At 73.9% G+C, this 18,942-nt stretch carries 17 protein-coding genes and 1 pseudogene; 11 read left to right on the top strand and 7 right to left on the bottom strand.

Going from position 1 to position 18,942, the window contains the following annotated elements; all coding sequences use genetic code 11:
• Nucleotides 1-18 precede the first annotated feature (18 nt).
• Together D7318_RS27810 and D7318_RS27805 are read left to right on the top strand one after the other, a co-directional pair.
• Entirely contained in the window at nucleotides 19-1,248 is a 1,230-nt protein-coding gene (locus D7318_RS27810; protein WP_120699986.1) for a sensor histidine kinase, read from the top strand.
• A complete protein-coding gene (locus D7318_RS27805) occupies nucleotides 1,245-1,910 on the top strand; it encodes a response regulator (RefSeq protein WP_120699985.1) in 666 nt (221 codons plus the stop codon). The genes D7318_RS27810 and D7318_RS27805 overlap by 4 nt, the downstream gene beginning before the upstream one ends.
• Here the strand turns inward: D7318_RS27805 and D7318_RS27800 are convergent.
• From D7318_RS27800 to D7318_RS27785, 4 genes are all read right to left on the bottom strand, one after another.
• A complete protein-coding gene (locus tag D7318_RS27800) occupies nucleotides 1,871-2,359 on the bottom strand; it encodes a DUF4442 domain-containing protein (protein ID WP_120699984.1) in 489 nt (162 codons plus the stop codon). The two genes, D7318_RS27805 and D7318_RS27800, sit on opposite strands and share 40 nt — an antisense overlap.
• A gap of 83 nt (nucleotides 2,360-2,442) precedes the next feature.
• A complete protein-coding gene (locus D7318_RS27795; RefSeq protein WP_230424142.1) occupies nucleotides 2,443-3,039 on the bottom strand; it encodes an HD domain-containing protein in 597 nt (198 codons plus the stop codon).
• Entirely contained in the window at nucleotides 3,036-4,055 is a 1,020-nt protein-coding gene (locus D7318_RS27790) for a phosphotransferase (protein ID WP_120699983.1), read from the bottom strand. Before D7318_RS27790 ends, D7318_RS27795 begins: the two co-directional genes overlap by 4 nt.
• Nucleotides 4,056-4,060: 5 nt before the next feature.
• Complete coding sequence (locus D7318_RS27785; protein WP_408055542.1) at nucleotides 4,061-5,329, bottom strand: MFS transporter; 1,269 nt, start codon at nucleotides 5,327-5,329, stop codon at nucleotides 4,061-4,063.
• A 17-nt stretch (nucleotides 5,330-5,346) separates the two neighbouring features.
• On the opposite strand from D7318_RS27785, the gene D7318_RS27780 reads away from it, so the two are divergent.
• On the top strand, nucleotides 5,347-6,558 hold the full coding sequence (locus D7318_RS27780) for an ROK family protein (protein ID WP_183091638.1): 1,212 nt from the start codon (nucleotides 5,347-5,349) through the stop codon (nucleotides 6,556-6,558).
• Between the two features lie 47 nt (nucleotides 6,559-6,605).
• Here D7318_RS27780 and D7318_RS27775 read toward each other — a convergent pair whose 3' ends face one another.
• Entirely contained in the window at nucleotides 6,606-8,024 is a 1,419-nt protein-coding gene (locus D7318_RS27775; RefSeq protein WP_120699981.1) for a hypothetical protein, read from the bottom strand.
• A gap of 4 nt (nucleotides 8,025-8,028) precedes the next feature.
• Nucleotides 8,029-8,223, bottom strand: coding sequence for a hypothetical protein (locus tag D7318_RS27770; protein ID WP_120700026.1), 195 nt, complete (start codon nucleotides 8,221-8,223; stop codon nucleotides 8,029-8,031).
• Between the two features lie 201 nt (nucleotides 8,224-8,424).
• On the opposite strand from D7318_RS27770, the gene D7318_RS27765 reads away from it, so the two are divergent.
• From D7318_RS27765 to D7318_RS27745, 5 genes are all read left to right on the top strand, one after another.
• Entirely contained in the window at nucleotides 8,425-9,666 is a 1,242-nt protein-coding gene (locus D7318_RS27765) for a MurT ligase domain-containing protein (RefSeq protein ID WP_120699980.1), read from the top strand.
• Nucleotides 9,667-9,683: 17 nt separating this feature from the next.
• The gene (locus tag D7318_RS27760; protein WP_120699979.1) at nucleotides 9,684-10,415 is read left to right on the top strand and encodes a type 1 glutamine amidotransferase; all 732 of its coding nucleotides are present in this window, start codon (nucleotides 9,684-9,686) and stop codon (nucleotides 10,413-10,415) included.
• Between the two features lie 46 nt (nucleotides 10,416-10,461).
• Entirely contained in the window at nucleotides 10,462-11,409 is a 948-nt protein-coding gene (locus D7318_RS27755) for a cytochrome c oxidase assembly protein (protein ID WP_120699978.1), read from the top strand.
• Between the two features lie 19 nt (nucleotides 11,410-11,428).
• Nucleotides 11,429-13,564 carry a GAF domain-containing SpoIIE family protein phosphatase gene (locus D7318_RS27750; protein WP_120699977.1) on the top strand — a complete coding sequence of 712 codons (2,136 nt, stop codon included), beginning with the start codon at nucleotides 11,429-11,431 and terminating at the stop codon, nucleotides 13,562-13,564.
• A gap of 163 nt (nucleotides 13,565-13,727) precedes the next feature.
• Nucleotides 13,728-14,117, top strand: coding sequence for a PGPGW domain-containing protein (locus D7318_RS27745; protein WP_120699976.1), 390 nt, complete (start codon nucleotides 13,728-13,730; stop codon nucleotides 14,115-14,117).
• A 21-nt stretch (nucleotides 14,118-14,138) separates the two neighbouring features.
• Here D7318_RS27745 and D7318_RS27740 read toward each other — a convergent pair whose 3' ends face one another.
• Complete coding sequence (locus D7318_RS27740; RefSeq protein ID WP_120700025.1) at nucleotides 14,139-15,728, bottom strand: N-acyl-D-amino-acid deacylase family protein; 1,590 nt, start codon at nucleotides 15,726-15,728, stop codon at nucleotides 14,139-14,141.
• Between the two features lie 85 nt (nucleotides 15,729-15,813).
• On the opposite strand from D7318_RS27740, the gene D7318_RS27735 reads away from it, so the two are divergent.
• From D7318_RS27735 to D7318_RS34835, 3 genes and pseudogenes are all read left to right on the top strand, one after another.
• Entirely contained in the window at nucleotides 15,814-16,227 is a 414-nt protein-coding gene (locus D7318_RS27735; RefSeq protein ID WP_408055541.1) for a RidA family protein, read from the top strand.
• 287 nt (nucleotides 16,228-16,514) lie between these two features.
• Nucleotides 16,515-17,720, top strand: a complete 1,206-nt coding sequence (locus tag D7318_RS27730; RefSeq protein WP_120699975.1) for a serine hydrolase domain-containing protein — start codon at nucleotides 16,515-16,517, stop codon at nucleotides 17,718-17,720.
• 25 nt (nucleotides 17,721-17,745) lie between these two features.
• Nucleotides 17,746-17,916 (top strand): annotated as a pseudogene (locus D7318_RS34835) (transposase); the annotation flags it as partial.
• Between the last annotated feature and the right edge of the window lie 1,026 nt (nucleotides 17,917-18,942).

Here is an 18,942-nt window from a genome sequence, read left to right as displayed (position 1 = left end):
CCGACTAGCGTGACCGCCATGACCGCACCTCCCACGAGGGCGGGCCGCCACCACGGCCCGCCCTGGCAGCGCTGGCTCGCCGACCCGCCCCCGGCGGCCAGGCTCCCGTGGCTGTCGACCCTCGCGGTCCTGGTCTTCCAGTTCGTCGGCTCGCACTTCGCCGCCGTCAGCCAGCCCGAGCGCCTCGACCTCGACGCCCTCTCCCGCGCCCTGCTGGTCCTCGGCCCCGCGCTGCTGCTCGTGCGCCACCGCGCCCCCGCCCGGGTCGCCGTCGGCACCGCCGCGATCGCGCTGCTCTACCTCTCCCTCGGCTACCCGTACGGGCCGGTGATCCTGAGCGTCGTGGTGGGGGCGTTCGGCGCCGTCGTCACCGGGCACCGCCGGGCCGCCTGGTCCGCCATGGGCCTGCTGTGGGCCGGGCACCTGGCCGTCGGGCACTGGCTGTACCGCTGGCTGCCGCCCGAGGGGGACACCGCCCGCGGCTGGGGCGTGGACGGCGGCCTGGCCGCGTGGGCCGTGGCGGTGCTCGCCGTCTCCGAGCTGGCCCGCGTCCGCCGCGAGCAGCTGGCCAGGGAACGGGCCGCCCGCCGCGAGGCCGAACGCCGCCGCGCTGACGAGGAACGGCTGCGCATCGCCCGTGAGCTGCACGACGTGCTGGCCCACAGCATCTCGGTGATCAACGTCCAGGCCGGCGTGGGCCTCGCCCTCCTCGACTCCGACCCCGAACAGGCCCGCACCGCCCTGACCACCATCAAGGCCGCGAGCAAGGAGGCACTCGGCGAGGTGCGCCAGGTCCTCGACACCCTGCGCACCCCCGGCGCCGCGCCCCGCGCCCCCGCCCCCGGGCTCGACCGGCTGCCCGAGCTCGCCGAACAGGCGGGCCGCGCGGGCCTGTCGGTCGCCACCGAGACCCGCGGCACGCCCGCCCCCCTGCCGCCGGGTGCCGACCTCGCGGCGTTCCGCATCGTGCAGGAGGCGCTGACCAACACCGTCAGGCACTCGGGCTCCCGCACCGCCCGCGTCCTGCTGTGCTACAGCCCCGACGCGTTGGAGCTGCGCGTGGACGACGACGGGCCGCCCACTCAGGGCGGCAGCGGCGGCGGCAACGGCCTGGTCGGCATGCGGGAACGCGCCGCGGCCTTCGGCGGTACGGTGGCCGCCGGTCCCGGGCCCGACGGGGGATTCCGCGTCACCGCCCGGCTGCCCCTGACCGACCGGCCCCACCCGCGCGAGGAGGAGACGACGTGATCCGGGTACTGCTCGCCGACGACCAGGTGCTGGTGCGGGCGGGGTTCCGCGCTCTGCTGGACGCGCAGCCCGACATCGAGGTCACCGGCGAGGCCGCGGACGGCGAGCAGGCCCTGGCCCTGGTGCGCGAACGCCGCCCCGATCTGGTGCTGATGGACATCCGGATGCCGGTGCTCGACGGCCTGGCAGCCACCCGCCGCATCACCGACGACCCGGGGCTCGCGGGGGTGCGGGTCGTCATGCTCACCACGTTCGAGCTGGACGAGTACGTCTTCGAGGCCATCAGGTCGGGCGCGTCGGGCTTCCTGGTCAAGGACACCGAGCCCGACGAGCTGGTCCGCGCCGTCCGGGCGGTCGTGGCGGGCGACGCGCTGCTCTCGCCCGGGGTCACCCGCCGCCTGATCGCCGAGTTCGCCGCCCGCTCCAAGGAGCCCGCGGCCGGGGCCGGGCTCGCCGAGCTCACCGAGCGGGAGCGGGAGGTGATGGCCCTGGTCGGCATCGGGCTGTCCAACGAGGAGATCGCCCGGCGGCTGGTCGTCTCGCCGCTGACCGCCAAGACCCACGTCAGCCGCGCCATGGTCAAGCTCGGCGCCCGCGACCGGGCCCAACTCGTGGTGCTGGCCTATGAGTCGGGGCTGGTGCGGCCCGGCTGGCTGGGCTGACGCCGCCGCACGTACACCTGCTTGCGCACCCGCGCCACCACCGTGCCGTCCGCCGCCACCACCGTGCACACGAACCACGGCAGCACCTTCTCGCCGCCCTCGGCCGCCGCCCGTATCTCGGCCACGCGCTCCTCGGGCAGCGTGAACTCCGCGAACACGTCGCCGCGCCCGGGGGAGACGTACTCGATCTCCGCCGACTTGTCCCACACCACATAGCCACGGCCGAGCCGCTGCACGAGCATCAGCGCCCAGAACGGGTCGCACATCGCGTACAGCGAGCCGCCGAACTGCGTCCCGAACCAGTTCCGGTTCCACCGGCCGAGGCGCAGCCGCACCCGGACGTGCCCCCAGTCGTCGGCGATCTCCTGCACCCGCACCCCGGCCCCGCGGAACGGCGGCCACCAGCGCATCAGCCGGCGCAGCGTGCCCGGCCTGACCGAACGAGCCATGCCAGGACGCTACCACGCGCCCCTACCCATGGGTAACCTCGGTTCGTTCCCTCCATGTCACGCCCAACCGGCGGACTGTTCCGTCAGGTTCGCACCGGGAAGGCCGCCTGGAACGCCAGCCGCCCGTCGGCCCCCGCGCCGATCCGTTCCAACTCCTCGTCGAGCGCCAGGAACTCCGCCCACCGCTCCCCGCCGCCCGCGGCCACGAGCAGCGCGAGCAGCCGGTCCTCGAGGTCGGGCACGCGCTTGTTCTTCCAGACCTTGTCCGCGACGCTCACCAGCAGGTCCTCGAGCCCCACCCCCGGCCGGTCCCACGCGGCGTGCGTCCCCGCGAAGCGCGCGAGACGCGGCTCGACCCCGCGTTCCAGCAGGAGCCGCCGCCCGGCCTCCTCGTGCGCGGCGCCTGGCCCGGAGAGCTCGGCCACCCACGCGACCTTGCCGATGTCGTGCGTGGCCGCGCCGAACAGCACCGCCTCCCGGTCCAACGGCAGCGCGGGACGGCGGAGTCGAACCCAGTCGACCAGCTGGTGGGCCACGTCGTGCACCGCCCGCAGATGCGCCGCCAGCCGCGGCGGCGCGGCCAGCTCGACCAGCAGCCCGGCCACCGCGCCGGGCAGCGGCCGCAGCGGCGGATCGCCCGGCTCGCGCAGCGCCCGCGCCAGCGGACCGCCGCCGCTCACCGGCCGCGCCGCCCGGCCGTGCCCGGCAGCGCGGCCACCGCCCGTTCCACCGCGCCCGCGAGGCCGTCCCACGCGATCCCGGTGTCGGGCGTGCGCCGGTGCGGGCCGCGGAACTCGCCCAGGAACGTGGCGAGATCGTCCAGGTCCCAGCGCAGCCGGTACAGCGAGAGTGCCTCGGCCGACGGCTCCCGCCCCGAGGCCGCCGCGTACGCGTCGAGCGCCGCCGGGTCCCCGGCCGTCGCCAGCCACAGGTCGCGCTCGGGCGGCGCGAGCCCCACGGTGTCCCAGTCCACCAGGTGGCGCCGCCCGCCCGCCCGCAGCACATTCCCCGGGTGCGGCTCGCCGTGCGTGACCACCGGCGCCCCGCCGTCGGCGAGGACGCGCGCGGCCAGCTCGTCGAACCACGCCAGCACGTCGCGCAGCACCCCCGCGCCGTACCAGGCCAGCAGCTCGCGCGCGGGCTCGGCGAAGGGGCCGCCGGACCAGGCCGCGCCCAGCTCGTCGAGCGCCGACACGACCACGTCGCGTCCGGCGAGGGCCACGTCGTGCGCCGGCGCGTCCGGCACGGCGGGCGTCGCCCGGTGCAGCTCGGCCAACAGCCGGGCCAGCGCGACCCGTTCGCCCGTCGGCACCGCGTCGCCGAAGTCCCCGGCGACGCCGTCGACGAACGGGAAGACGGACAGCGCGTACCGCTCGCCCCACCGCCGCACCGCCTCGCCACGCCCGGTCGGCAGCGGGGCGACCACGCAGTCGAGGCCGCCGTCCGCCGCCAGCGCCACGGCGGTCTCCAACGCCGCCCGCAGCCCCGCGAACCCGGCCGCCGCGGCCTCCGCACCCCGCCGCCCCAGGTCCGTCACCGTGACGAACCGGCGCCCGCCCGCGGCGTCGTCGGCCACCCAGTGGTGGTCGCCGAAGCCGACCGGCGCATGGCGCACCGCGGCGGGTGACCACCCCCACGACTCCCGTACAGCGGCGGCCAGTTCCTCGTCCCCGACATCCTCGGGCCTGGTCCTCATGGCCCTCAGCGTACGGCGCCAGCCTGCGGCCTCAGCGCCCCGCGCAGCGCCCACACGGTCACCGTGGCCACCGCGGAGAGCAGCGCCACGGTGGTCATCGCCGCGGGCAGCGAGAACCAGTCCGCGAGGAACCCGATCGCCACCGGGCCGAGCAGCAGCCCGCCGTAACCCAGGGTCGAGGCGGCCGCGACGCCGCGCGGCCCGGCGAGCGCCCCGGCCTGCCCGATGGCGACGGGGAAGATGTTGGCCAGGCCGAGCCCCGTCACCACGAACCCGAGGAGCGCCAGCCACACGGTGGGCGCGAGCGACGCCAGCACCATCCCGCCCGCCGCCGTCGCGCCACCGGCCATCAGCGTCCGCTCCTGCCCGAGCCGCCGCAGCGTCGCCGTGCCCGTCAGCCGACCCACCGTCATCGCCAGCGCGAACACCGCGTACCCCGCGCCGGCCACCCCGGCGCTCGCGTCGAGCGACTCCCGCAGGTGCAGCGCGCTCCAGTCCGCGAGCGCGCCCTCTCCGTAGGCCGTGCACAGCGCGACGAAGCCGAGCACCGCCACCACCCACCGCGTCCGGCCGCGCGGCGCCTCGTCCGCGTCCCCGCCGTTCTCCCCGCCGCCCGCACGCCCCCTGAGCACGGACGCGGGCGCGGGACGCGTCAGCAGCACCCACCCCGCCACCGTGGCGATCCCCACCCCGATGGCCGCAAGGAACGCCAGGTGCCAGGCGGCGCTGAGGTGTTCGGCCACCAGCCCGCCCAGCCCCGCGCCCAGCATGCCGCCCAGGCTGAACCCCGCGTGGAAGCCGGGCATCACCGGTCTCCGCAACGCCGCGACCATGTCCACCGCGGCGCTGTTCACGGCCACGTTCATCGCGCCGAACGCCGTGCCGAACACCAGCAGCACCGCCCCCAGCGTCGCCGCCGACTGCGTGTGCGGCGGCAGCGCCACGCTCAGCGCCAGCAGCGTGCCCGCCACGACGGCCACCGGGTGGTTGCCGTACCGCTGGCACAGCAGCCCGACCAGCGTCATCGTCACCACCGCGCCCGCCGACACGCCCAGGAGCGCCAGCCCGAGCGCGCTCGACGACGCCCCCGTCTGGTCCTTGATGTCGGGGATGCGCACCACCCACCCCCCGAACACGAAGCCGCCGAGCGCGAAGAACGCCGTCAGCGCCCCTCGCGACCCGCGCAACGACCCGGCGCCGTCCGGCGGTTGGGGCCCGCTCGCGCGCCGCGGGCCGGGCACCAGGGCCGCCCGCAATTTGTTTATTGGAGACACAAAGCCAGAATAGGCGGGTGACCTCCCCCCGGACCAGGCTCGACAGAGGCCGGAACGCCCTCGGCCCCGCGCTCGAACTCGTGCACACAGGGCGCGCCCCCACCCGCGCCGTCCTCACCACCGAACTCGGCGTCACCCGGGCCACGGCGGGCGCCGTCGCCGGCGAGTTGCAGACCCTCGGCCTCATCACCGTCGACTCCAGGCCCAGCGCCGCCCCCGGCAGCCAGGGCCGCCCCTCCCACCGGCTGTCCGTCGCCGCCGACGGCCCCGTCGCCCTCGCCGCCCAGGTGCACGCCGACGGCTTCCGCGCCGCCCTCGTCGGCCTCGGCGGCCGCATCGTCGCCACCGCCCCCGGCTGCGTGACCGTCGACGCCGACCCCGCCCAGGTCCTCGGCGAGGTGGTCGCCGCGGGCGCGGGCCTGCTGCGCGACACCGGCCGCCGCTGCGTCGGCGCCGGGCTCGCCGTCCCCTCGGCCGTCGCCGAGCCCGAGGGCACCGCGCTCAACCCCCTCCACCTCGCCTGGCCCGCCGGCGCCCCCGTCCGCGACATCTTCAACGACTGCCTCGCCGCCGCGGGCCTCGACGTCACCGGCCACTGCGGCAACGACATCAACCTCGCCGCCCTCGCCGAGCACCGCCACGGCGCGGGCCACGGCGCCGCGCACCTGCTGTGCGTCGCCACCGGCCACCGCGGCGTCGGCGGCGCCCTCGTCCTCGAAGGCCGCCTGCACAGCGGCAGCGCGGGACTCGCCCTCGAGGTCGGCCACCTGACCGTCGACCCCGGCGGCCGCCCCTGCCACTGCGGAAGCCGCGGCTGCCTCGACGTCGAGACCGACCCGCTCGCCCTCCTCGAGGCCGCGGGCCGCGCCCCAGGACCCGCGGGATCCCTCCTGGCCCAGGCCCAGGACCTGCTCACCGGCGAGCACGCCACCGACCCCGCCGTCCGCGACGCCACCGCCACCGTCATCGACCGCCTCGGCCTCGGCCTCGCCGGACTCGTCAACATCCTCAACCCCGACCGCATCATCCTCGGCGGCCTGCACCGCTGGCTGCTGGCCGCCGACCCCGACCGGCTGCGCGCGGTCGTGGAGGAACGAAGCCTGTGGGGGAGGAGCGGCGCCGTCCCCATCGAGCCCTGCACCCTCGACCACAACAGCCTGGTCGGCGCCGCCGAGCTCGCCTGGCAGCCCGTCCTCGACGACCCCCTCAGCGCCCTCGCCACCGCCTGACCCACCCCGACCCCCACCCCGACCCGGCCCCCGAACGCCCCGACCGTTCAGTCCCCGCCCCCGCGCGGCGCCACCGCCCCCGCCCGCTGCGGCAGCAGCGCCAACACCGCGCGCCGCAGCATCTCGTCCGTCGCCGCGTCCCCCGGATCGGGGGTCGCCGGCACCTGCAACCGCAGCACGGGCCCCGTCCCCAGCCGCGCGAACCCCCGCCCCGGCGGCGCCCACCCCGACGGCATCACCCGCGGCGCCACCCCGAGCACCGCGCCCGCCTGCTCACCCGACACCGCCCCCAGCACCACCCGCGCCCGCGCGCACACCGGAACGGCCCCGCCCAACGCCGCAAGCCCCTCGAACTGCTCGGCCAGCGCCACCGTCACCCGCCCCGCCCGCCCGAACCGCAGCGGAACGTCGAGCAGCGCCAACGGATCCCGCAACCCCTCCACCCGCGCCAGATGCCGCAGCAGCCCCGGCCGGTCCACCACGATCCACAACGGCCGCACCACCCCGTCCCCACCCGCGAGCAGCCGACGTTCCGTCTCACGGGCCGCCCACTCCAGCGCCGCCACCGCCCCACCCGGCGACGACTCCGCCGCCACCACCCCAGCCCGCCCCGCGAAGCACCCGAAACCCCCCGCCCCGCACCCGTCCACCAACAGCACATCCCCCTCGTCCAACGCCTGCAACGCCAGCGACCGCAGCAGCGACGTCGCCCCCGCCCCCGGCAGCGCCACCGCGAGCAGGTGCGCGTGCGCCGCCCGCACCCCCGTGCGCCACACCACCGGCGCCGCGTTCACCCGCGCCGCGTAGTCAGGACCCGCGAGCACCGGCACCGTACGGTCCACCACATCCGGATCCGTGAACCCCAGCACCACCTCCCCCGGCCCCGTCACGAACCGCTGCGCGCCGATCCCCGTGGGCAACGGCCCGAGCACCACCATCTCCAGCTCGCCGCGCTCCTCGTCCCACCGGAACCTGAACTCCCGCTCCCGCCCCGCCTTCCCGGCCAGCAGCCGCTCCACCCGCCCCCGGCACTCCTCGTCGCCGTCAGGGAAGAACGCCGGATACCGCAGCCGCAGCCGCGCCAGCCGCCCGTCACCCCCGAACGCCACCGACGTGAAACACCGCTCCCACGCCCCGCCGTACACGTACAGCGGCTCGGGCGACGGATCGGCCGCCGACGCGAAGAACGGCACCAGCGCCTCGTACACCATCGCGAGCCGCGCCTCCACGTCCGGCTCGCCCACCGGCTCAGGACCCTCCTCGCCCCGCCCCGCCCACACCGCGGCGACCAGCAGCACCCCCACGCACACCGCGGGCCCGAACGGCACCACCGCCACCAGCAGCGCCGCGGCGGCCACCCCCGCCGCCGCGGGCAGCCGCCGTTCCCCGGGCAGCCGCCCCCACCTCCGCCGGGCACCCCCGGCCAGCCGCGCGAACCCGCGGAAGACGACCCTCGCCGCAGTCATGGCGCTACAGGCTGATCCCGCCCAGCAGTTGGGCGATGCTCGCCCCACCCGCCTGGATGCTCGGGGCCACCGCCGTCCCCGCCAGATAGAACCCGAACAACGAGCACACCGCCGCGTGCGACAGCTTCAGGCCGTCCTTGCGGAAGAACACGAAGACGACGACACCGAGCAGGACGACCCCCGAAATGGACAAGACCATGAGCACTCCCGAAACGGATGGAACGACCGAGCGGCATTCCCCGCGAGCACTCTAAAACGCACAAACAGTAGTTTTTATCCTGACAAGTGCATATGGCGGAAAGCTCCGCCCCCGCCGAGCGCGAGACCCGACGCGGTGCGGGACCCGCGCAGGACCTCGATAGGCTGGGCACCAGGCCAAGGGCGAGGAGGAACAAGGACGATGACAGAGAGCGCGCAGCCGCTGTCGGCGCGGGCGAGGCTGGCCGTGACGGCCGGCAAGGCGGCGGCCGCCGTGTCGCGGGCCGCGGGCCGCGGCAGCGGTTCGGTGATCGGCGGCAAGGTGGCCCTCAAGGTGGACCCCGAGCTGCTCTCCCGGCTCGCCGGACACCTGGACGTCGTCCTGGTCTCCGCGACCAACGGCAAGACCACCACCACCCGCCTCATCGCCGAGGCCCTGCGCGCCGGAGGCGAGGTCGTCTCCAACGCCCTCGGCGCCAACATGCCCGCCGGCATCACCTCCGCGCTCTCCGGAGGCGCGACCGCCCGCTTCGGCGTCATCGAGGTCGACGAGAAGTACCTCGCGGGCGTCGCCCGCGACGTCACCCCCAAGGCCATCGCCCTGCTCAACCTCTCGCGCGACCAGCTCGACCGCGCCGCCGAGACCCGCATGCTCGCCGAGCGCTGGCGCGAGGGACTCCAGGGCAGCAAGGCCACCGTCATCGCCAACGCCGACGACCCCCTCGTCGTCTGGGCCGCCTCGTCCAGCCCCGACGTCGTCTGGGTGGCGGCCGGTCAGGAGTGGAAGGACGACGCCTGGTCCTGTCCGTCCTGCGGCGGCGTGCTCCACCGCCCCGACGACACCACCTGGACCTGCGGCGACTGCGGCTTCGGCCGCCCCGTGCCCAGCTGGGTCCTCTCCGGCGACACCGTCATCGACCCGAACGGCTCCGCCTGGCCCATCCGCCTCCAGCTCCCCGGCCGGGCCAACAAGGCGAACGCCGCCACCGCGGCCGCCACCGCCGCCGCGTTCGGCATCCCCCCGCACATCGCCCTCGAACGCATGCAGTCGGTCGCCGCCGTCGCCGGACGCTACGACGTCGTCAGCCACCGCGGCCGCGACATCAGGCTGCTCCTGGCCAAGAACCCCGCGGGCTGGCTCGAGACGTTCTCCCTCATCGACCCGCCGCCCACCCCCGTCATCCTCTCCGTCAACGCCCGCGGCGCCGACGGCACCGACACCTCCTGGCTCTGGGACGTCGACTACGGACGCCTGATCGGCCACCCCATCGCCGTCATCGGCGACCGCCGCCTCGACCTGGCCGTCCGACTCGAGGTCGCCGGCGTCGACTTCCGCGTCTGCGAGAGCCTCACCGAGGCGCTCCAGACGCTGCCGCCCGGCCGCATCGAGGCCATCGCCAACTACACCGCCTTCCAGGACCTCCGCCGCGCCGTCGGCAACTGAATCGAGGACGACACCCCATGAGCAGCTCCGGCCTCCGCGTCGTCTGGGTCTACCCCGACCTGCTGAGCACCTACGGCGACCAGGGCAACGTCCTCGTCGTCGAGCGCCGCGCCCGGCAGCGTGGCCTCACCGTCGAACGCGTCGACGTCCGCTCCGACCAGCCCATCCCCACCTCGGGCGACATCTACCTGGTCGGCGGCGGCGAGGACCGCCCCCAGCGGCTCGCCGCCGAGCGCCTGCGCCGCGACGGCGGCCTGCACCGCGCCGTGGACAACGGCGCGATCATCTTCTCCGTCTGCGCCGGATACCAGATCCTCGGCCACGAGTTCGTCAACGACCTCGGCCAGCGCGAGCCGGGCCTCGGTCTCCTCGACGTCGTCAGCGTCCGCGGCACCGGCGAGCGCTGCGTCGGCGACGTCCTCGCCGACATCGACGAGGCCCTGCGCCTGCCCCAGCTCACCGGCTTCGAGAACCACCAGGGCATCACCCAGCTCGGCCCCGGCGTCCGCCCGCTCGCCCGCGTCCGCCTCGGCAACGGGAACGGCACGGGCGACGGCACCGAGGGCGCCTGGGCCGGCACCGTCTTCGGCACCTACATGCACGGCCCGGTCCTCGCCAGGAACCCCCAGATCGCCGACCTGCTCCTCAAGCTGACCCTCGACGTCAACGCCCTCCCCCCGGTCGACGACCGCTGGTACGAGGCGCTGCGCACCGAGCGGATCGCCGCCGCAACCCAGGCAGCCGCCTGACCCGCGGCCCCACGCCTCCCCACGGAAGCCCCACGGAACGAAGACCATGGACCACGACGGACACGGCGCCGGCACCGACCTCCCCCCGTTCACCCTCGGACGGGCCCTGGAGTTCAGCCCCGACCCCGTCTTCCTCATCGGCAGCCTCGCCGTGCTCGCCCTCTACGCCTGGGGCGTCCTGCGGCTCCGCGGCCGGGGCGACGCCTGGCCCATCGGGCGCACCCTCGCGTTCGCCCTCGGCCTGCTGACCGTCGTCGCCGTCACCTGCACCGGGCTCAACGACTACGGCATGGTCCTGTTCAGCGCCCACATGACGCAGCACATGGTGATCAGCATGGTCTCCCCGCTGCTGCTGCTCCTCGGCGCCCCCATCACGCTGGCCCTGCGGGCGCTGCCCACCGCGGGACGCGGCGGACACGGCCCGCGGGAGCTGCTCGTCGCCGTGCTGCACAGCCGCTGGGCACGCGTGGTCAGCAGCCCGCTGTTCACCATCCCCCTCTTCATCGCCAGCCTCTACGGCCTCTACTTCACGCCCCTGTTCGACTTCCTCATGGGCAGCCGCGTCGGCCACCTGGCGATGATGCTGCACTTCCTCGCGGTCGGCCTGGTGTTCTTCTGGCCCATCATGGGCATCGACCCGGGCCCCCACCGCGCGGGCCACCTGATGCGGATGCTCGAGCTGTTCGCCACCATGCCGTTCCACGCCTTCTTCGGCATCGCGCTGATGATGGCCACCGAGCCCATGGTCGACACGTTCGCCTCCCCGTCCGCCTCCCTCGGCGTCCACGCCGTCGAGGACCAGGAGGCCGCCGGCGGCATGGCCTGGGCGTTCAGCGAGATCCCCACCGTCGTCGTGCTGCTCGCCCTGGTCGTCCAGTGGTACTTCTCCGAGCAGCGCACCGCCCGCCGCACCGACCGCGCCGCCGACCGCACCGGCGACCGCGACCTCGCCGACTACAACGCCTACCTCGCCTCCCTGCACTCCCGCGGCTGACCGGCCATAATGCACTTTCATGCAGAAAGCGCAGCAATCCGGACTCGCCGTGCTCGACCCCCTGCTCCGCCAGGCAGTCTCCGAGAGCGGCGCCTACGGCGGAGCGATCTTCCTCCTGCCCCCGGGTGAACGCACCCTCTGGCTCGCCGTGATCACCGGCCTCCCCCGGGAGTTCACCGCCCCCTGGGCCCGGATCTGGCTCGACGCCGACATCCCCACCGCCCGGTGCCTGCGCGAACGACACCTGCTCTGGACCGCCGTCGGGGACCTCGCCCGCCACTACCCCGAATCCGCCGTCGCCGCACCGTACGCCTTCGCCCTCGCCGACCTCCCCCTCATCCGCGGCGACGAGACCTGGGGCGTCCTCCTGCTCCTCTTCCCCGGCGACCACCCGCCCCAGATGACCCCGGGCGAACGCGAGGCCACCCACGCCGCCGGGGAACGCCTCATCGCCGCCCTCGAGGAAGCCACCCGACGCGGCGAACCCGTCCGACCCGAGGACCAGCCCCGCGTCGCCCTGCGCCGCAGAAGCCACCGGCACAGCCAGGAAGCGGCCCACGCCGCCGCCGACTTCGCCGAGCGGCTCCCCGGCGGCTGCCTGGCCATGAACCTCTCGGGCAAGGTCACCTTCGTCACCCGCACCGCCGCCGAACTCGTCGGCGAACCCGCCCGCGACCTCATCGGCGCCCTCCCCTGGGAAGCGCTGCCTTGGCTGAGCGACCCCGTCTTCGAGGACCGCTACCGCAGCGTCCTCTTCAGCCGCACCCCCGCCTCGTTCACCGCGCTGCGCCCCCCGGACCGCTGGCTCACGTTCGAGCTCTACCCCGACGCCAGCGGCATCAGCGCCCGCATCGTCCCCGCCGAGGTCCCCGCGGGCGCCACGGCCGGCGCCCCCGCCATCTCCGCCGGGGAGACCCCGGGCGGCCTCCCGAGCAGGTCCGTGCCCACCCGCGTGGGCGCCCTCTACCACCTGATGCGGCTGGCCGCCGTCCTCACCCAGGCCGTCGAGGTCAACGACGTCATCGACTTCGCCATCAACCCGATCATGTCCGCCTTCGGCGCCCAAGGCCTCGCCCTCCTGGCCGTCGACAACGGCAGGCTGCGCATCATCGGCCACCGCGGCTACCCCGAGGCGGCCATCGCCCGCCTCGACGGCGCCCTCCTGCGAACGGCCCCCACCCCCGCGACGCGCGCCCTCAACGACGGCGAAGCCACGTTCTACGCCAACCCCCACGAGATGGACCGCGTCTACGCGGGCATGTCCACCCTCACCGGCAAGGCCGCCTGGGCCTACCTGCCGCTGATCGCCTCAGGACGCCCCGTCGGCTGCTTCGTCCTCGCCTACGACCGGCCGCGCGACTTCCCACCCGAGGACCGCGTCCTCCTCACCTCCCTGTCGGGCCTCGTCGCCCAGGCCCTCGACCGCGCGCTGTTCTACGACGCCCAGCACCAGCTCGTTCGCCGCCTCCAGTCCGGACTGCTGCCCGGCACCCTCCCCGAGATCGCCGGACTCGACGTCGCCGCCCGCTACCTGCCCGCCACCCGCGGCGTCGAGATCGGCGGCGACTTCTACGACCTCATCGACCTCGACGGCACCGCCTGCGCCGCCGCCATCGGCGACGTCCAGGGCCACAACGTCACCGCGGCCGCGCTCATGGGCCAGGTCCGCACGGCCGTCCACGCCACCGCGGGCACCGCACCCGGCGAGGTCCTCGCCCGCAGCAACCGGCTGGTCGCCGACCTCGACCCCGGCCTGTTCACCAGCTGCCTCTACGCCCACGTCGACCTCGGCAACCACCGCGCCTGCCTGGCCACCGCCGGCCACCCCCCACCCCTGCTGCGCGGCACCGACGGCCAGGTCTCCGTCATCGCCGTCCCCCCGGGCCCACTGCTCGGCATCGACCCCGCGGCCGGCTACCCGACGGCCGAGGTCGCCCTCCCACCCGGCGCCGTCCTCCTCCTCTACACCGACGGACTGGTCGAACGCCCCGGCGTCGACCTCGGCCTCTCGATCAGCGACATGGCCGACCACCTCGAACGCCACGGGGACCAGCCCCTCGAGACCCTGGCCGACACCCTGCTCGAGGCATCCCCACACGGCGAGATCGGCGGCGACGACGTCGCGATGCTCCTGATCAGCCCCACCCCCCGATAGCACCCCGGCCAAGGGCCGCGAGCGGGCCGTCCACCCCGGCCCCGCCCTCCGAAGCGCCCCGAAGCCCCCCGAACGAACGACGCGGGGGAGCGCCGCCCGCCTCGGACCCCCCGCGCGATTACGGTGAAAACCACACATCACGGGGCTGGGCGAGAGGATCGGTATGGCATTCGGGAAGCCGTTCAGACGCGCACTGGTACTGGCCGTCGGAGGCGTTCTCCTCCTGGTCGGCGCCGCCCTGCTGGTCCTCCCGGGCCCAGGGCTGCTCCTGATCCTCGCGGGCCTGGTCGTCCTCGCCAGCGAGTTCCCCGGACTCGCCCGCTACGTCGAGATGGTCGAGGCCCGGGCCATGCGGGCAGCCGAGGACAGCGTCTCCTCGCCTTGGCGGCTGGCGGGCTCCGCCCTGGTGGCCCTCGCCCTCATCGCGGGCGGCATCATGTGGGGCCTGCTCCCCGACCTCCCCTTCTCCAACTGGAGCACCGGCTCAGGCCTCATCGCCTCCGGGGTGATCCTCGCCGGCCTCCTCTACTGGAGCCACCGCCGCATGCGCTGACCACCGACCCCACCCCGCCCCTCACTGCGTCCCCTCCGCCGTCCGGCGCAACGCCCGCCCCACCAGCGCGCCCGTGTGCCGCCCCTCGGCCACCACCGCCACACCCCCCACATACACCCGCGGAATCCCCACGGGCGTACGCCGCGGCTCATCGAACGTCGCCCGGTCGCTCACCGTCTCCGGATCGAACAGCACCAGATCCGCGTGATACCCCGGCGCCACCCGCCCCCGCCCCACCAGACCCAGCCGCCGCGCCGGACGCCCCGTCAGCCGCGCCACGCACTCCTCAAGACCCAGCACCCCCAACTCCCGTACGTAGTGCCCCAGATACCGGGGAAACGTCCCCCACGCCCGCGGATGCGGCCGCTCCACCCCCAACAGCCCGTCGCTGCCCCCCGTGTGCGCCGGATGCCGCATGATCGCCCGCACGTTCTCCTCGTTCCCCACCAGCTGCGTGATCGTCGTCGACAGCCCGTCACCCAGCAGCAGCCCCCGGCACACCTCGAACGGCGCCCGCCCCGACGCCACCGCCAGCTCCGCCACCGTCCTGCCCACCGCCCCCCGGTCCCGCGAGCCCGCGATCCGGACCGTCTCCCACTCCACCGGAACGCCATGGCACCCGTCCGACCCCTCCCGCTCCAGCACCCGCCGGATCCGCCCCAGCGCCGCCGGATCCCGCAGCCGCGCCAGCGTCGCCTCAGGACCCCCCTCCGCCGCCCAACTCGGCAACAGCGCCGCCAGCGTCGTCGACCCCGGCAGATACGGATACGTGTCGAGCGTCAGATCGAGCCCCTCCGCCAACGCCGCGTCCAGCAGCGCCAGCAGCTCGGGAGCCCGCCCCCGGTTGACCCCGAAGTTCAACGTCGCGTGCGCCAGATGCAGCGCACACCCCGAACGCCGCGCCACCTCGATCATCGCCGCATAAGCCTCCAACGCCCCCGCCCCGTACGAGCGGTGATGCGGCGCGTAGAAGCCACCGAACCCCGCCACCACCCGGCACAGCTCCACCAGCTCCCCGTCCGACGCGTACATCCCCGGCACATACGTCAGCCCGCTCGACATCCCCACCGCCCCCTCCCGCATCCCCGCCGCCACCCACTCCCGCTGCCGATCCAGCTCCGCGGCGGTCGGCGGCCGGTTCTCCCACCCCATCACCAGCATCCGCACCGACCCCTGCGGCACCAGGTAACAGGCGTTGACCGCGATCCCCCGATCCAGCCGGTCCAGATACTCGCCCACGCCCCGCCAGTCCCAGTCGAACCCCGGCGGATCCCCGTTCCACCCCGCGATCGCCTGCCGCACCTGCGGCAGCGTCACCTCGTCGACCGGCGCGTACGACAGCCCGTCCTGCCCCAGCACCTCGCATGTCACCCCCTGGCTCACCTTCGCCACATGCTCGGGATCGGTCAGCAGCGCCAGATCGGAGTGCGCGTGCATGTCGACGAACCCAGGACAGAGCACCAGCCCCGCCGCGTCCACCACCCGCCGCCCCGTCAGCCCCCGCCCGCCGACCTCGACGAAACGCCCAGCCGACACGGTCACATCACCCACGAAACCGGGCGCCCCCGTCCCGTCCACCACCGTCGCGCCCCGGAACACCAGATCCGCCATCGCCCGCACCCCTCGCTCTCCCGCCGCTCCGCCGCCGACCCCCGTGGTGGATACTGCTGATCACGCCCGAGGAAGGGGAGCCGTCGTGAGTGACACCGTGGGTGACAAGGTACAGATCCGCACCGCGGAGGCACCCGCCCCCGCCTGGGTCTTCTCCCAGGGAATCCGCAAGGGCCCGCTCCTCCAGGTCTCGGGCCAGGGCCCCCAGGACCCCGCCACCGGCGCCTACGTGCACCCCGGCGACGTCCGCGCCCAGACCCGCCGCACCCTCGAGAACGTCCGAGCCGTCCTCACCGCGGGCGGCGCGGACATCGAGGACGTGCTGATGCTCCGCGTCTACCTCACCCGGCGCTCCGACTTCGCCGCCATGAACGAGGCATACGCCGAGTTCGTCACCGAACACTGCCCCAGCGGCGTCCTGCCCTGCCGCACCACCATCTTCGTCGAACTGCCCCACGAGGCCATGCTGGTGGAGATCGACGCCCTGGCCGCCCTCTGACACCGCGGACGGGCCCGTTCCCCCGAACGCGAGCGGGGCCCGCTGTCGCAGGCCCCGGGTGATGTCGCGGCCGCCGGAGTCGGAGGTCGTGGTGAGCCAGACGTCGACGCGCTCACCCGCGGCGGCGGCAGCATGGCGATCGCGAAGCATCGCGACACCGGGGTCGGCGGGGGGGCGAAGGGGGATCGAACCATACGGCCCTCATGGACACCGGGGTGCCGACGGCCCGCGGCCGTACCCCTAGGCTGGGTGCGGTAACACACAGCCGAAGCTTGAGAGTTGATCCGATGAGGCTCCCCACCAGCGGACGAGCGGCCGTGGCCGGCGTCGCGCTGCTCTCCTCGTTCACCATCTGGGCCCCCACCTCCACGGCCGCCCCCGACCCCACGGTCGACGCCGAAGGAATCCGCGAAGCGCTCCTCGACGCCACGGCCCAGGGCGCCCCCGGGGCGATGGCACGCTACGACGGACCCGAGGGCACCGTCACCGAGGAGGCCGGCGAACGCTCCCTCGACACCGGCCTCCCGATGGACACCGACCACCGCTTCCGCGTCGGAAGCGTCACCAAGACGTTCACGGCCGTCGTCCTGCTCCAGCTGATCGGCGAAGGCGCGGCCGACCTCGACGACCCGGTCAACGCCCACCTCCCCGGGCTCCTGCCCGACGACCGGATCACCCTCCGCCACATCCTCAGCCACCGCAGCGGCCTGTGGGACTACAGCAACGACATGTTCGCGCAGACCGTCCCAGGCTTCGAAGCCGTGCGCGACAAGGTCTTCACCCTCCAGGAGCTGGTCGACCTCTCCCTCACCCAGCCCCTGACCGTCGAGCCCGGCTCGGCCTACGCCTACTCCAACGCCAACTTCGTCGTCGCGGGCATCCTGATCGAGCACCTCACCGGCCAGTCCCTCAACGAGGCCTACCAGGAACGCGTCATCACCCCCCTCGGCCTGGCCGACACCGGATACGTCCACCCCGACCCGGCCCTTCCCGGCCCCCACATCGACGGACACCTCACCCCCGACGAAGCCGACGCCCCCCTCGTCGACTCCACCGAACAGACCGTCTCCTGGGCCCAGTCGGCGGGCGCCCTGTACTCCACCCCCGCCGACCTCAACCGATTCCTCACCGCCCTCCTCGACGGAGAGCTCCTCGGCCCCGACGAGCTGGACGCGATGCTCACCATGGCCCCCACCGACACCACAGGCACCCGCTTCTACGGCCTCGGCCTGCGGCGTTACGACCTGTCCTGCGAGCTCTCGGTCTACGGACACACCGGCACGGTGCAGGGCTACTACACCTACGCGTTCACCACCGAGGACGGCGACCGCAGCCTCACCGCCACGGCCAACGCCTCCAACAACGGCACCGTCAACACCGCACTCGGCAACACCCTGGAAGCAGCATTCTGCGACCCCGAAGAACCCCCGACGGCACCACGCTTCACCCCCCAATCAGAACCGGACCTCCCCCCGGAACAGGCCCGCGAGTAAGAGCTCCTAACGGAATGCCGCTTGGTTGTGTCCTCGGCCGGGTGTGAGGAAGCGTGATCCTCAACCGTTGGTGGCTGACGATGAGTTGTGGGCGCGGATCGAGCCGCTGCTTCCTGCGCGGCAGCGGCGGCATCGACATCCGGGCCGGAAGGCGCTGGGAAACCGCAAGGTGCTGTGCGGGATCTTGTGGGTCGTGTGGTGTTGTTGGTTGTTGGTTGTTGGGTGGGTGGTGTTCCTGGTCTGTGGGTGCGGTGGTCGTTTCGGGGTCTTTTGGCTGTGGTGTGGTGTTGTTCTGGGGGCGAGCTGCAAGTGTGGTGATCGATTTGGAGTGTGGTGGTTGTTGTGGGATTTCGTATTTGCCCGGGGGTTGTGGTTCGTCTTCGGGGTGAGTGGCCCGGGCTGTTGTTCCGGGCCGGTGGCGTTGTCGTGGCAGGGGTTGTGGTGTGGTGCTGTAGTTGCTGTGTGGTCTTGTTTTTGTCCTTGGGTTTTGCGGGTTCTTTGGGATTGTGAGGTAGGTGTCGGGGTTCTTGTTTGGTGTGCGCGGTGTTTTGGCGATTCTGGGTGGTAGGGCAGGGGTGCTGTGACCTGCTGGTTTGTGCGGGGGTGTGGGTTGGGTGGGATTGATCTTGGGTTTGTTGTTGGTGTGGGTGTGCGTCGTAAGGCAAGTGGGGTGTCTTGGTGGGGTTCTGGGGGTGTTGAGGCGTGCCCAGAGGGGGTCGTGGGTAGCGGGTGCGAGTCGGGGGAGTCCGAGTCGCTGGGCGAGGTGGTGGAGGAAGTTGGTGTGGCCGGTGGGGGAAAGGTCGTGGTGGGGGATGCGGGTCAGGGCCGTGGCGAGGGTGATGGTTTCCGGGTAGGTGATCAGGGTTCTGCAGGTCAGTGCTGGGGAGGCGGTGCTGCTGTGGAGCAGACGCGGGTTGATCGTGGCGAGGTGGTGTAGGCGTGTCTGCCAGCGTCTGTTGAGGTGTTGGTGGTGGTCGTACCGGCGGGTGGTGATGGTGCGGGCCCAGGTGAGGGCGGTGCCGGGGTGGCGGGCCAGGCGCCGGTGTCGGTGGTGGGTGCGGGTGAGTTCGGGCAGCAGGGGGTGGATGTCGAGGGGTGAGGGGCCCTCTGCTTTTCGGACAGGGGGCTGGTCGTTCGTTTCATGCGGCGATGCGCAACTGATGGTACTCGGCGTGGACTTCGCGTGGAGGGCGGTAACCCACGGCCGAATGAAGGCGTTTGC

It is taken from the genome of Streptomyces radicis, from assembly GCF_003626575.1.
Lineage (GTDB): Bacteria > Actinomycetota > Actinomycetes > Streptomycetales > Streptomycetaceae > Streptomyces > Streptomyces radicis.
This window is presented reverse-complemented; position numbering and strand designations above follow the sequence as displayed.